This window comes from Mucilaginibacter sp. P4_A11 (assembly GCF_056402535.1).
Genome location: NZ_JBFUHE010000005.1, coordinates 81,211 through 95,875, shown reverse-complemented (window position 1 = coordinate 95,875; position 14,665 = coordinate 81,211). Strand labels below are relative to the sequence as shown.

Sequence of the window (14,665 nt, the reverse complement as noted above, 5' to 3'; positions counted from 1 at the left end):
AATCAATCCTAAAAAGCCGATAATTAAAGGAAGCTTATTTTTCATTTTGGTACAATTGGTCGGGTATATGCAATTTAAGATTTTTATAAACCAATGAGGCTAATATTAGTTAGATTAATATGCACATTATTAAACTTTTAAGATGATACACAATATAATAACCGTAAACGAAAACGAGGGGCAAACACTTGCTGTAGTTGGTGATGCCTATAGGATCATCATTTCGGGAAAACAAACCGCTGGCGCTTATGCGGTTATTGATATGCTGGTACCACCGGGAGGCGGGCCCGGCCCACATGCCCATGCAGATATCCAGGAATCATTTTATGTAATTGAAGGGGAAATCGAATTTAAAACTGAGGGCGGAATATATATTGCTAAAAAAGGTTCTTTTGTAGATATTCCAAAAGGCGGCGAAGTACATTGTTTCAAGAATACCAGTAACGCAATAGCTCATATGCTATGTACCGTGATCCCTGCCGGTTTGGATGATTTTTTTGAGGAGATAGGCACTCCGGTTACTGCAGGTACATTTTTGCCTCCGCCTGTTTTAAACGAAGAGGATTTGGCCCGGTTAAAATCTGCTGCAGAAAAACATGGTCAAAAGCTATATCCTCCTGATTATTTGGGGTAGTATTTTAACCAATTGGTTAAATTGTGCTTGCTAAAAATAGTCCTTTTCCTCATAAACCTCTACCCGGTTTTGTACAATTGGGAAGGTTATCATTAAAGTAACGCCCTGGGCATTTTCAACTGCAAATTTCCCTTTTAACTGCTTGCCCAGTGCTTTCATCATTTCCATACCTAAGGAATTAGCTTCGCTGAGGTCAAAGTTGGGAGGGAGGCCGCGGCCATCATCAGAAACTTTTAAAATAGCATTGTCATTATCCCATACGGATAAGCCTATTACAATCTCGCCGCCGTTATGATCAAAAGCATACTTAATTGCGTTTGTGATGGCTTCGTTTAATATTAAACCAATGGGCACTGCCAGGGCGGGATCAAGGCTCAAAGGATCTAACGCCTGCCTTATTTTTATATGCCGGAAACTTGTATCAAATGAATCGCTCAGGTAATTGATCAATTCGCCTATATAAGCAGGCATGGATACAAGAGCAGAGGTAGTACTACTGTATAATTTCTGGTGTAAAAGCGCAATAGCGTTTACACGGTGCTGACTGCCGCGAATTGCTTCAAGTGCAATGTCATTTTGTAAATATGCTGATTGCGTATTGAGGATGCTCATCACAATTTGCAGATTGTTTTTTACCCGGTGATGTACTTCTTTCAACAACCATTCTTTTTGCAGCAGCAGATCTTCCAGCAAAACGTTTTTAGAACTAACCACTTCGTTATTTTTTTGCTTATGTACATTTTGCCTGAATAACAAGCCCGCTATAATCAGTAATAGAAATATGGCTCCGATAGTGAGATTTTTAACCAGGTTTGCCTGCACTAAATTGGCCTGTTCAAGCTTGCTTTTTTGGTTTAAAAGCGTGATCTGTGCTTCTTTTTGCCGCGTTTCATATTCAATTTGCAGCTGCTCTATTTGTTTGCTTTTAGTGGTACTGAAGATGGAATCTTTAATGGTATTGGCTGATATAAGGTGATAAATGGCCGATTGATATTGCCCTTGGGCGGTATCCAGGCTAAACCAAAGAGTTTCGTTAGTGCCAAGATCATTGTCATTGCCAATTTTCTTTAACAAACTTTGGTTCATTTTGAGATATTTTAGTGCCTCGGCAAACCTGGCGGTAGCGGTGTAAAACTTAATGATCAGTTCATAGTAGCTACTCCTGGCGTAAATGTTAAGATTAGGATTGTTAGTTTGCCTTATCAGCTCATCGCAGTAGCGTTTAGCCATGTCATACTGGTTTAATGCCAGGTATATTTTAAGATAAGTTTGACTTACCTCGTCGCCTCCTTCATACAGTTTTCCGGATGGATATACAAATTTTTGAGTTACCTGCATTAAAAAGGCTTTAGCTTTTTGGGGCTGATGCATCCGCAGGTAAACATCAACGATATTGCCTGCAAGCAGGTATATGGTTGCATTGTCTTTTTCAGTTTTAGCAATTTCTAAAGCACGTGAAAAGTAACTGATGGCTTTTTGATTATCGCCAAGTTTTATAAAGTCATAACCAAGGTTATTATTGATCTGGCATATCAATCTCACATTGTCTGCATTACTTGCCATGGCAATTTTCAATGCCTTTAATTGATAATCTATAGCCGTTCTATAATCACCCTGGGTGTAGTAAAGCCTGCCCAGCAGTGCATAAAGCCCTTGTGTTTCTGTATAATGGGCCTGCCCATAGTAATCTAATGCTTTTCTTGCTTCGGCAAAGGCCATGGTATAGTTATTCATCATCTGGTGCAGGTCGGCCAGTAATCTGTAGCACCTTGCAAGTTCAACCAGGTGGTTAGTTCGTTCAAAAGCCCCCACTGCCTGGTTAAGATAATAAATGCGGGAAAGCATTGTTTGCTGCAAAAAATCCAGACTGTAATATTCTGAGAGCTCAAAATATGCCTTACCAAGCAGGGGCCAGTTATGAGCCTGTTTAATTTCCTCGATGGTTTGTTCAAGTAATGCGCGTCCGCTTTTTAGCTCACCTTTCGATTTATAAAATGCAGAACGGATCAATGCAATGCGAAAGTTGATCTCAGTCTGCGGAGAATGGTGATTAAGTTGTTCGGCCTGATTGATAAAGTAAGAAGTGCTATCCACTTGTTCGGGGGATGGATGGCGGAGGTGACTGAAAAACTCCGCAAGCTGGAGCACAGCATTAATGCGGTCCGGAGCAGAACCCGAGAAACTCTTTTGTAAAAGCAAAGAATCAACATGGCGCCTGGTGATCTCCTGGGCGTTTACTGAAATAACGAAAAGAAAACATAGCATAACCAGTTTACATTTTCGTGTCATCTCAGCTCGTTTCTTCGGTTGAGAGCAGGTATGCATCAATCTTTTTTTAAATTTAGACATATTCAAGTGCATCTGCTAATTTTAAGCAATACTTATTTGTAGTAATATATTAGTAATCAGTTGTTTTTAACTGATAGTGATTTTTATTGCAGGTCTGTGAAACAATTTTTTTTATTTAAGTGATCTTTTAATAAATCTTGTCAGGTATCATTATATCAGTATTCGACAGGTCATCATTTATGAGGATACTACAACTCAGTACATTTCTTTTGGTTGTTGATCGTTGGTCTGTAATTTCTACCAAACATGTTCCGCAGCTACCCATTCCGCAGCACAACCCAAACCCCGGAATAGCCAAATTATCGGATATAAGCGACATTAAACTGTGATATTGCCCGGTGAATGTTTGTATGCGATGACTATTGCCAAGGTAATGCAGTGTAAATAGAATGGTGTTTCGGGACATTTATACTGATTACTTAGTTTAAGCCAGCGGTAAACTGAAATGAAAAACAGATCCTGTACCGCTTTCACTTTCTGCCCAGATCTCGCCTTCATGCCGGCGGATGATCTCGGCACTTAAATAAAGTCCGATACCGAAGCCGGATATATGGCGCGTATGAGTGCTCTCAACCCGATAATAACGGTCAAAAATCCTCGGCAGATCCTGGGCTTTGACGCCCATACCTTCATCCTTTACACTAATCTGGGCGAAACCGTTGACCAGGGCGCATTTCACTTCAATATCCCTGCGCTTAGGCGAATATTTAACGGCGTTGCTGATCAGGTTCGATATAACCGAGCCGATCTTTTCTCTATCGGCATTAACTTGTACATGATCGCAGATATTAATTTGGATGATATGACTCGAAACAGTGAGCTCATATTCCTCTACAACTTCCCTAATCAGCAGGTCAAGTTCAAATAATTCTTTATCTATTGCGATCTTGCCTGATTCCAGTCTTGAAATATTCAGAAAACCATTGATCATGCTGCTCATTCTTCTCGCTTGTATGCTCGCTTTTTCCATAGCGCCTGCAAGAAAACTGTCAGTATTGTCTTTTAATTTGAGGTTAGCTACCTGAATTAGCGCCATAAGCGAAGTTAATGGTGTTTTAAGCTCATGGCTCACCATGCCTATAAAATCATTTTTTCGCATCTCGTCCTGTTTTTGTTCTGAAATATCCCTTGCGATTTTGGAAACCCCGGTTATTATTCCTTGTTTATCGCGTATAGGTGAAATAGTGAGGGATACATCCAGCAAACGGCCGCCGCTCGCCAGCCTTTTTGTTTCAAAATGCTCCATGCGATCTCCGTTTTTCAAGCGGGCGATGATCTGCGGTTCCTCATCCTGCCGATCCTCCGGCACCAGCTTGAGGATGGACTGTCCTATCATTTCGGGGGCCGGATAACCAAAGATCCTTTCTGCCGATTTATTCCAGCTGGTGATTATACCATCCAGCGATTTACTGATGATCGCATCATCTGAAGATTCTACGATAGCGGCCAGTTTAGAACTGCGTTCTTCTGCTTTTTTCTGATCGGATATATCCAATGCAATTACCAGGCCTGCATAAACAATTCCTTGCTCGTCTGTTAACGGCACAAAGTCTACCTGGAAATAATCGCCGCCGGTGCTTTTAAGCTCAGTCCTGATCTGTTCGCCGTTCAACATTCGCTCATAGTACTGCTTTGTCGCTTCATAACGTTCGGGAGAGGTAACCGCAGACATGTGCAATCCCGCGTAATTCTCAGCATGGTAACCTAATTTTGGCATCAAGTCACCTTCTATCGTGATAAGGTTATGATCCCTGTCCATGACAAGGATCAAAGAACTCGGGATATTGACAGCGATAGAACGGAATAACTGCTCTTTTTTCTGTATTTCTTCCCTGCTTCGTTGCAGCTCTTCATTGCTTGCCAGCATTTCTTCGTTTGATGCCGCAAGCTCTTCGTTAATCGCTGTGAGTTCTTCATTGAGGGCTTGTGTTTCCTCTTCACTTTCTGCCAGTGATTTAGTACGGACAGCTACCAGTTCCTCCAGCGATCCATTCATCAGCGAAAGTGCCTGCTGCGCTTCAAAAAGTTCTTCATTGATTGAACTGAGTTCTTCGTTTGCTGTTGTGATCTCCTCATTAGCGGCAGTAAGCTCCTCGTTAAAAGCGGCAGTCTCCTGTTCTTTGACCTGCAATTCCCGTTGCAGGCGGTCTCTCAACTGCACATCACGAATTACGCGGAAATAGGATAACAGGGCAATCACAATAGCGAGCACAAGGGCAATGAGTATTGCGGTTGGAGCAATAAAAGTATAACGTTCCAAAACAGCCATACGCTTGTCCAAAAGTTTGCGTTCGGTATTTTCGGCCCGGTCAACAGCAAGGCGCAATGCATCCATGGCAGATTTTCCTTCTTCCAGCTCAATTGTGGAAACAACTTGTTTTTGTTGTTTTTTTGTAACCAGTTCCCTCAGGATCGCCATTCGCCGGGTTAGTACCCCCCGGATATATGCAAGATTAGCTTTCTGTTGGAGATTATCGGCTGTAAGGATACTTACCTCATCAATCAGGTTTTGTGTTTTGAGATACGCACCATTATAAGGGGCTAAGAAAGTTGACTTGCCTGTGAGCAGAAAACCTCTCTGTCCTGTTTCCGCATCTTTCATTACCGAAATTGCCTGCTCAAGCTTTTGGATCACCAGCGTGCTATGGCCAACGGCTTTATTGCTATCTAATAAGTTGTTAATTGTACCATAGGAAATAATTCCGACGATAAGCAGGATCAATATCGAAAACCCGTAGCCGAGCTGTAAATTGCGGGTAAAGTTTAGTCGCATAAAGATACGGGTAGTACTATTTAAGCAGTATGCGATAAAGTTATGCTTTTGCGAAAAAAATCTACAGAAATAGTAAGGCACGATAGCTAATAAGCATCGAGAGTAACATAGATGTTACAATTATCAACATGCACCGTATTATCGCAATAGTTAATTCATGTAAGGTCCTTAATTTCTTTAATTGGTAACTTCCTAATTAATAAAGCCGTTTAAAAGTGTGATTGATTTACTATTATGAAAAAAGGGGCGTTCGGAATTGCTTTTGCCTATTTGCTGATCAGCCTGCTATGGATCATGTTCAGCGACCGGCTGTTATTCTATTTTGAGAAAATACTTAGCCCTGATCAATACCTGTGGCTAAGTTTGGGAAAGGGATGCCTGTTTGTAATGGTTACAGCAATTGCTCTTTACGCCCTGATCAAATCAGAAGACCGGAAGCTGAAACAAAGCGAAAAACAGTACCGGAGTATGTATGAATCCAATCCAAACCCAATGTGGATATATGAGCCAGGAACGCTGCGGTTTATTTCGGTAAATGATGCAGCCATAGCTGTTTATGGTTATAGCGCTGACGAGTTTAAGCAACGAACAATCCTGGACATCCGGCCTGCTGAAGACAGAGAAAGCGTGATTTCTTCGGCAGATCGACTGGAAAGCAAATTTAATCATAGTGGTACCTGGCGCCATCTTAAAAAGAACGGGCAATTAATTTACGTAAACATTACCTCACATAAGATCCGGTTCAATAAAAAGCCCCATATCATGGTTATGGTACGTGATATGACTGAAAGGGTAGAATTTGAGCAGGCCCTTGAAAAAGTAAACAGGGAGCTTTTGGATGAAAAACATAAGCTCAGTGAAACCCAATTATTATCGAGGGTAGCTGGATGGGAGTTCTATCCAGCCGAAAATAGGTTGGTTTGGTCGGATGAAGTTTATCGTATTGCAGGGCTTAACCGGGATGACAGTCGGGAAGCTTTTGATATTTATGTACAGCACATCTTTCCCGAAGACCGCCCACTGATGATCAATGCCTTGCAAGAATTGATACACACAGGTAAACAACTCGATGTAACGCACCGGATCACGGCCCTGGATGGCACAACACGCTATATCCGCCAGCTTGCCCGTACAGAAAACACAGGAGAACAGACATTAAAGATAACGGGCTCCCTGCAAGACATAACCGAACTTAAGCAACTGGAATTGGAGCGCAACCGGTACCTATATAGTTTTGAGCATACCTTGAATAGCATCACCGACTGTTTTTTTGAGCTCGATAGCCAAATGAAGATAACGCGGATAAACGACACCTTCCGCGAATTAGTTAAAACTGATAGGAGCAGCATTATAGGCACAAGTATTTTCGAGTTTTTTCCTAAAAATGAAAATAAGTTTTACCCGGTTTATCAGAAAGCACTTGAAGAACGGGTAATTGTAAGGCATGAAGATTACTCGATTATCCTGCAGCGCTGGTTAAGGATGGCTGCTTATCCTACAGATGAAGGTGTTGCTGTGTATTTTTCAGACATTACAGAAGACAAGCTTAAAGATGAACGCCTGAAGGAGGCTGTAGAACGTTATGAGTTAGTTGCCCAGGCAACCAGGGATGTTGTTTATGATCTTGACATTGTTGCCAACAGGTTGATATACAATACAAGTCTTACTCATTTGGTGCAAATTCCGCACGAAGAGATCAGTTATGAGCTGGAATGGTGGCGTTCACTGATCCACCCGGATGACGTTACTGAAGTGGTGAGCAGCCAGGAACGGATTAGTCGGGCCGGTCTTACAAATTGGGAATGCGAATACAGATTGGATTGCGGCAAAGGTGATTATAAATACGTAATGGATCAAGGGTATTTTGTATACAACAGCCAAAAACAACCAATAAGGCTTATTGGCGCTGTCAGAGATATCGATGCTCTTAAACGAAGTACCCAGGAAAATAAACGATTGGCGCGGATCATCAAACAGGTAAACAATATGGTGCTTATAACCGATGCCCTGCGTACGGTTCAATGGGTGAACAATGCCTTTGTTGAACTTACCGGTTACCTGTTAGATGAGGTAAAGAACAAAATGCCTATTGAATTTTTAATTGGGCCAGGTCATCCAGGATTCGAAACTATTATCCAAAGACAAGAGGAAAGAGAAGCATTTGCAATAGATACGATCATTTTTACCAAAAAGGGAACCCCGGTTTGGGTTTCTGCCCAGTTAACCCCGGCATACGATGAAGGGAACGCTTTTCAAGGTTATATCATTGTTTGCCAGGATATAACTTATCGTAAAGAAAAGGAAGAAGAGATTAATAGGCAAAACAGGCTACTGCGTGAAGTGGCGTGGATAAGTTCGCATGAGATCCGACGTCCTGTAGCAACTATGCTGGGATTGGTAAACCTTTTGGACGCAGCCGAAGATGACAATGAGCAAAAGGAGGTGTTGCCGAAACTCCGGGAATGCGCACGGGAAATGGACAGCATGGTACACGAGATCCACCGTCGCATTGAAACAGAAAAAGCTTTACAAATGGAGCGCGATGTGCAAACAGGTATATGAGCATCGGGAATAAATACTTGTTACAAATCAATACAACTACATTGTGCGGTTTAAGCATTTATGTTTATTTAAATAATTGATTTGTCCTGAAAATAACAGAACCAATTGATCTGCCCGGTCGTATAAAGATGAGGTATTATTAAAAATATTATTTAATAAACATCTTATCTGTTGGATATGAGATGATTTTATATTTCTACCCGGATGCTTTACGTTGTCGCGATATAGCATCGTTATCATTGATGGGGTATATAAATAGCAACTTACCTGCTGTCATTAACACCCGAAACCCTGAGTTAGCATAAAGTCTTAGGAAATAAATAATTCATAATATATTTAGAAAAAAAATACTTTAAAATGGTCGGCTTTGCAACGGTTCGCAAACTTCGTTTATATACGCAGCTTATTGTTACGTATAGCGTACTGGCTTGTTTTGCAAATATAGTTTTTGGTGTGTCCCGTTGCCAGGCGCAGATTAATCGTATAGATGCGGAAATTAAAAATCTTGACAAAGCAAAACACGATACTGACAAGGTGAATATCTATTACAATATTTCCAGATTGTGTTGGAACAGAAATGCGGATAGTGCCCTGTTAATGGCACAAAAGTCGCTTAATCTTGCAAAAAAAATCCATTATGATAAAGGCATTGCCCTGGGATATCTTGCTGAAGGGGTGGCTCTTGGATACAAAGGAAACTGGCCGGAGGCGCTTAACTCTCATTTACAATGCCTGCGCATTAGCGAAAAACTTGGTATGGAGGGGCTAACCGAAAATGAATATAATAATATAGCCGGCTTGTATACCTCCATGGAGGATTATTCAAAAGCGCTTTATTATAACCGGCAGGCCTATAAGATAGCATTGAAGCAAAATGACCCCGCACACGAAAGCACTTTCAGTTTATTGGTGAACATGGGGGAAATATTTAAGAAAAAAGGACTGCCTGATTCGGCCATTGCCTATAATTCAAAAGCATTAGTTGTAGCAAGAAGAGTAAAAAATCCTGTCTACACCGCTGCCGCGTTATATAATATCGCAGAAAACTATATTACAAAAAAGAACTATCAACTGGCAGAGCGATATCTGCATGAGGCACTTGATATAGCACAAAAAGCCGGTGATGATGAAGATGTTGCTTACTGTCATAGTGGACTGGCACTTACGTCTTATTATACCAGCAAATACAATTCAAGCATGCTGTATGCGCAAAAAGCCCTTGAAGAAAGCCAAAGATCCGGCATTGTTGAACTCATTCAAACCGCCTATAATGTACTATATCTTACCCATCAAAGGATAGGTAATTACAAACAGGCATTGTATTACCGAAACCTTGAAGTTGATTTAAATGATAGTTTAAAAACCGAGCAAAGACAGAAAACGATCAGGAATATGCAATCGGCTTATGAACTGGAGAAAAAGGAGCAGCAAATTGACCTGTTAAATAAAAATAAAATTATAAGTCAAAAAGAGCTAGAGAAAGTGAGTCTGAAGCGGGATATTTTAACCGCTGGTACAATACTTTTATTGTTGATCGCATTTGTCCTGCTCAGAAATTATATGCAAAAGAGGAAGCTTAGCGAGCAACTGGCCCTGCAAAATGAAAATATGTTGGCACAAAATCTTCAGTTGGAAGAGCTTGTTCATGTAAAAGACCGGCTCTTCTCAATTATCGGGCACGATTTAAGGGGACCGATCCATACCATCAGCCATATGATGGATATAATCAAGGAAAAAAGCCTGCCTGAAGAAGAAAGCGATTATTGGATTGAGAAAATAGATGAGACCCTGGTGATAACCTCCAGCTTGGTTGAAAACCTGTTATACTGGGCAAAAAGTCAATTAGACGGGATACAGCCTAATCCTGCCAGCTTTGATGTGCGAAAGTTAATCGACCAAAATGCTATGCTGCTGAAACAACGGGCTGCTGAAAAGAAAGTAGTGGTAACAGGAGAGGAGATAGCTGAGCCTTTGATGGTATACGGAGATGAGATCATGATTGATATTGTGATGAGAAATTTATTGGAGAACGCCGTGAAGTTTTCAAAAGCAGGTGATCGTGTTACTTTGGCTGCTGAAAAAAAAGAGGGTTTTGTGGTATTAAAAATACAGGACAGCGGAAAGGGGATTCCCGAAGAAGCACGATCAAAGATATTTAACAAATATACCTCATATACTACTTTTGGTACTGCCAGTGAAAAAGGAAGCGGACTTGGGCTTTTATTATGCAAAGAATTGGTAGAAAGGAACAATGGTACAATATGGTTTGAAAGCAAGATAGGTTTTGGCAGTTCTTTTTATTTCACTGTACCATCAATAAAAAATGAAGAACTGATTGCTGTTTAGACTATTCTTTACATGATGATAAAACACTTTGCGTTGTACCTCGCCCCAATGTCAGGGCATGATGTTTGTGTTATCTTACCATATTAGAAGTAGCTTTACGAACTAAATGGCAGACTTTTATCAAAAGAAAGTCCTGGTTGTTGATGATGATAAGGATATCCGGGAATTAATGCACCTGATCCTTGAGATGGAGGGGTATGCAGTGACCGAACTGGATAATGGTCATGATCTACTTGATGCTATACGGATATCGCACCCCGATGTTGTGCTGCTGGATGTTATGCTGGGCGATATGGATGGCCGCGATATTTGCAAGCTTTTAAAGAACGATCCGGGCATGCAGGATATACCTATTATTATTGTTTCTGCCAGCCATGGGCAGCATACCATGCACGAAAAGCAGTGCGGTGCTGATGATTACCTTGCCAAACCTTTTGATATGAATGACCTTATTAGCCATGTGCGTCATTTTGCCGTCTGACCGGATCCGCCAAACGAGCGGTATTTAAATGAATATTTTCCATTTACTTAGTAGTTGCCGGCAGATAAATTTAAGTTAAGATCCCAGAAAGGCTCTGTAATATTTCCCTCTGATGTACTTATAAATCCTTTAATTTTATAAAGTTTTGTCCCGAGTTTAAGCAACTATGGCTAATTGAGCCTCGAAGTTCAAATTTTTAAAAATCCAGGGATATTATTCATTATAATAACTTATTTTAGGACGGGTAAAACGAGGTAGCGGGTTCAACTTTCGGAAAAGTTTTCTATAAGTTATGTTCCATACCAAATTTACGCCAACCATTCATACAGATATTTGTTAAGCCAATCATGCAACAGGAAACTACTAAAACACGGTATAACGATACCGAATTAAATGAATTCAGAATATTAATAAAAGAAAAGATCGGCATAGCCCGTGAAGAACTTAATGAATTGGCTGGTACACTTAGTGCCTCAAACACTAACGGGGATGATGCAGCTATAGCCGGCAAGACACTGGAAGATGGCTCTGCAACGTTTGAAAAAGAACAGATCAATCAACTGGCTGCACGCCAGAAAAAATTCATCGAGCAGCTCGAAGCTGCGCTGATGCGCATAGAAAACAGGACTTATGGTATTTGCCGCTCTACAGGTAAATTGATACCCAAAGAACGCCTGCTCGCTGTTCCGCACACTACCCAAAGTATGGAGGCAAAACTTAAGCAGGCGTGAGTTCCGCATTTGTTAAGGAAGAGGAGGCCAGGCATTTTAAAGACGTTGCGCCGAATTTCGGCGCACTTCTTTTCTTTATTCGCGTGGAAAATAATGGCACTATTATTCGTGATGAGAAAATCTACTTCGCCCAAAACATGATCCCGACGTTTATGAAATAAGCGATGGTTTGGAGTATACATTTGACAACCAAAGTCATTGGTATATGAAGGACGAGGCTTTTCTTTTTGGCCAGATTCTCTTCCATAATTATTAGTTGCCTTTCAGGTTGCTATATATTATTCAAATAACTCTTGTTCTTCCGTATAGTAAGTTTTTCTTGAGGCTTCGTTAATTATTATCGCCGCGCCGGTTGGGCTGTTTTTTTTCTTTGAGTTGTGAATGCTCATGAAATCACGAATTTCGCCGTTAATGATATCCGGATTGGATTTCAGGATACTTTTCTCAGCAGCTTCAAGCACAGTTTTTATGGATAGAACAAGATCTTGGAGTTTTGCCTCGGGTATTTTATTACTTATTGAGAAGGGTGAAATGCGGGCGTGCCATAAAATCTCATCAGCATAAGCATTGCCAATGCCACGTAAAATTTTTTGATCAAGTAAAACAGTTTTTATGTTGGTTTTTGTTTTAGCCAGGCGCCTTTTTAAATAATCAACGTCTGCGTCAAGCGCATCAGGCACATCTTTTTTTTCGGGGTTGAGGGTAGGCGTGGCTATCCCCTGAAAATCAGTGAGCACCAATCCGCTGTCATCATCAAAGTGCAGCTCAATAATACTGTATTTGTTTTCGTTTTTTGTGTCGAACAGAAATAGTTTGCCATGCAGCATCAGGTGTAAACCGAGTACATCACCTTTATTAAACTTAATGTGCAGTTCTTTACCTTCGCGGTAAACTTTTTCGAGCTTTTGTCCGCTTAAAGTTTTATCCAGTTCGTGTGTGCTGACGTTTAGCTTTTTAGCATTAGGTACATCTATCTTTTTCACTATTTTACCTGCAAGTTTTTTTTGCAGATTATGGCTGAAAGCTTGCAAGTCGGGTAGTTCGGGCATGATATGTGTTTTTAGGTAACTTGTTGATGTAATTAATGTTTGTTATACGAGGCCGTTAAACTTTTTAAAACGCTGTATAGCGGTTTCTATGGCCTGGCTTTCTGTTTTGTTGAGTTTATCAAAAGGTTTGAGCTCAATATCAATACTCTTTTTACCGATATTCCGGCCCCAGCTGCCGATAACCCGATTGTTAACCATGATAGTTGGAAAAAAAGTAATAACGCCCATTTTATCCCTGAATTTAGCAGGAACCATAGCATCCCGATTTTTATAGGCAATAATTAACTCATCATAAACAGGCAGAAGATAAGCTCCGGAGCTCTTCACTTTACCGGGATCAATATTTGCGTTCATCCAATAGCTTATTCCATCCACAATGACATTAGTTAGCTGGTTTTTGTTTATTTCTATCCCGCTTTTGGCATCAGCAACAGTAAGGCCGCTCCAATGTACAAAATCATTTACTGTGGCGGGGCCATGACTTGTAAAATAACGCAAAACCAGACGGGCTACAGCCTCATCACGATCAATGGACGGTGTTATGGGGGCTCGTTCATCAAGCAGCGCATAGGTAAATTGTTTGCCTTGCCTTGCACCACTGCAAATTAACTGTTCCAGTTCGGCTTTCATCAATAGTATAGTAAGCCTGAGATCGTTAGTGGCTATATTTGCCTCATGTAGGGCCGAAACAATTTCGGTTCGGATTAATTGTTTGCCGCCCTGCATTGCTTTTATAAATACATCAAAACTCTTGTTGAAAATTGCGTCGGTGACCTCTTGTTTTTTATACATGGTGGCATTACCTGCATTGATTCTCGGACCTGTAAGGCTAAGCATCCAGCGGATATCCTGTGGTAACACAAAATGCCAGGTTGGCCTTAATACATGGGTTCGTAATATAGTCCCGGTGGTCATGGCTTTTTCTACTGCATTACCCCCAGATGATAGCATTCGTAAACCAATCGCCCATTTGGAATGAGCATATTCCTGTGCCTGCATGGCGCACATGTATCCAACCACCTCTTCGGGGGTTTTAAATTTGTCATGGTTAAGGTGATGGTTATAGACCCGAAGGTTAGCTATATCACTTATGGTCATTTTTTTGGGGCTTTGAATACTATTCAAAATAAATATATACTTATGACAACAGTTTGTCAGCAGGACAGAATAAAAAATTTCTTTCGTAATTTGGACTTTCTTTTCTCATAAATGAAAAAACTATTCCTCTTGTGCTGCATTGCGGCTGTTATAATTGTTTGTGTTATTGCGCGAATAACGAAATACAAGCAGTTTCATGATGCCGAAATTCAAGGTAAGTTGGAATCTGTTTATCGCTACAGAGACTATGTTATGATTTCCGTTAATAATGAAGAATTTCGTATCATTCCTATTTCCTTAAGTACACCTGCCAACTTCGATGAGGTTGCTAAGATCGGTGATACTATATCAAAAAGGGCTGGCAGTGACAGGTTCGATTTGATACATGAAGAGGATGAAGTGTTTTTGTATACGGTTAGAAAGTACTGGTAAATTAAATTTTAACATCTAAATGTTGAATAGAATAGATCCCAATTATTTTGCAGGTGGCTTGGTGGTTGGTATTGTCATTGGTTTAGCTTTACATAGTCTTGCTGTAGGTATAGCTATTGGTGTGGCTGTAGGCTTATCTGTAGGATCAAGAAGGAAGAAAGAATAAGAAGGCGAGCGCAATTACAGACTTACGAAGTTTTAAAAACTTCG

General features: G+C 40.7%; 13 protein-coding genes. 8 read left to right on the top strand and 5 right to left on the bottom strand.

What is annotated here, in order from left to right:
• Positions 1-142: 142 nt before the first annotated feature.
• Positions 143-634 (top strand): cupin domain-containing protein, encoded by a 492-nt coding sequence (locus tag AC1DUD_RS11645; protein ID WP_477374778.1) that lies wholly within the window; start codon positions 143-145, stop codon positions 632-634.
• A gap of 30 nt (positions 635-664) precedes the next feature.
• Here the strand turns inward: AC1DUD_RS11645 and AC1DUD_RS11640 are convergent, their stop codons facing one another.
• From AC1DUD_RS11640 to AC1DUD_RS11630, 3 genes are all read right to left on the bottom strand, one after another.
• Positions 665-2,923 carry a histidine kinase dimerization/phosphoacceptor domain -containing protein gene (locus tag AC1DUD_RS11640; RefSeq protein WP_477374776.1) on the bottom strand — a complete coding sequence of 753 codons (2,259 nt, stop codon included), beginning with the start codon at positions 2,921-2,923 and terminating at the stop codon, positions 665-667.
• Between the two features lie 187 nt (positions 2,924-3,110).
• Positions 3,111-3,302, bottom strand: a complete 192-nt coding sequence (locus AC1DUD_RS11635; RefSeq protein ID WP_477375111.1) for a 2Fe-2S iron-sulfur cluster-binding protein — start codon at positions 3,300-3,302, stop codon at positions 3,111-3,113.
• Positions 3,303-3,407: 105 nt separating this feature from the next.
• A complete protein-coding gene (locus tag AC1DUD_RS11630) occupies positions 3,408-5,756 on the bottom strand; it encodes a PAS domain S-box protein (RefSeq protein WP_477374774.1) in 2,349 nt (782 codons plus the stop codon).
• A gap of 234 nt (positions 5,757-5,990) precedes the next feature.
• On the opposite strand from AC1DUD_RS11630, the gene AC1DUD_RS11625 reads away from it, so the two are divergent.
• The 5 genes from AC1DUD_RS11625 to AC1DUD_RS11605 all read left to right on the top strand — a co-directional run bounded on the left by AC1DUD_RS11625 (position 5,991) and on the right by AC1DUD_RS11605 (position 12,037).
• On the top strand, positions 5,991-8,318 hold the full coding sequence (locus AC1DUD_RS11625; protein WP_477374772.1) for a PAS domain S-box protein: 2,328 nt from the start codon (positions 5,991-5,993) through the stop codon (positions 8,316-8,318).
• 357 nt (positions 8,319-8,675) lie between these two features.
• On the top strand, positions 8,676-10,664 hold the full coding sequence (locus tag AC1DUD_RS11620; protein WP_477374770.1) for a tetratricopeptide repeat-containing sensor histidine kinase: 1,989 nt from the start codon (positions 8,676-8,678) through the stop codon (positions 10,662-10,664).
• A gap of 106 nt (positions 10,665-10,770) precedes the next feature.
• On the top strand, positions 10,771-11,145 hold the full coding sequence (locus AC1DUD_RS11615; protein ID WP_477374768.1) for a response regulator: 375 nt from the start codon (positions 10,771-10,773) through the stop codon (positions 11,143-11,145).
• A 347-nt stretch (positions 11,146-11,492) separates the two neighbouring features.
• The gene (locus tag AC1DUD_RS11610) at positions 11,493-11,876 is read left to right on the top strand and encodes a TraR/DksA family transcriptional regulator (protein ID WP_330859001.1); all 384 of its coding nucleotides are present in this window, start codon (positions 11,493-11,495) and stop codon (positions 11,874-11,876) included.
• The gene (locus tag AC1DUD_RS11605) at positions 11,873-12,037 is read left to right on the top strand and encodes a hypothetical protein (RefSeq protein WP_477374766.1); all 165 of its coding nucleotides are present in this window, start codon (positions 11,873-11,875) and stop codon (positions 12,035-12,037) included. Before AC1DUD_RS11610 ends, AC1DUD_RS11605 begins: the two co-directional genes overlap by 4 nt.
• Before the next feature lie 117 nt (positions 12,038-12,154).
• On the opposite strand, the gene AC1DUD_RS11600 is transcribed toward AC1DUD_RS11605, so the two are convergent.
• Positions 12,155-12,925: a DNA-formamidopyrimidine glycosylase family protein gene (locus tag AC1DUD_RS11600; protein ID WP_477374764.1), complete on the bottom strand. Its 771-nt coding sequence runs from the start codon at positions 12,923-12,925 to the stop codon at positions 12,155-12,157.
• A gap of 42 nt (positions 12,926-12,967) precedes the next feature.
• Complete coding sequence (locus AC1DUD_RS11595) at positions 12,968-14,023, bottom strand: winged helix DNA-binding domain-containing protein (RefSeq protein ID WP_477374762.1); 1,056 nt, start codon at positions 14,021-14,023, stop codon at positions 12,968-12,970.
• Positions 14,024-14,134: 111 nt separating this feature from the next.
• Between AC1DUD_RS11595 and AC1DUD_RS11590 the strand changes: the two genes are divergently transcribed.
• Together AC1DUD_RS11590 and AC1DUD_RS11585 are read left to right on the top strand one after the other, a co-directional pair.
• Positions 14,135-14,455: a hypothetical protein gene (locus AC1DUD_RS11590; RefSeq protein ID WP_477374760.1), complete on the top strand. Its 321-nt coding sequence runs from the start codon at positions 14,135-14,137 to the stop codon at positions 14,453-14,455.
• Between the two features lie 19 nt (positions 14,456-14,474).
• Positions 14,475-14,621: a hypothetical protein gene (locus AC1DUD_RS11585; protein WP_477374758.1), complete on the top strand. Its 147-nt coding sequence runs from the start codon at positions 14,475-14,477 to the stop codon at positions 14,619-14,621.
• The last annotated feature ends 44 nt before the right edge of the window (positions 14,622-14,665 follow it).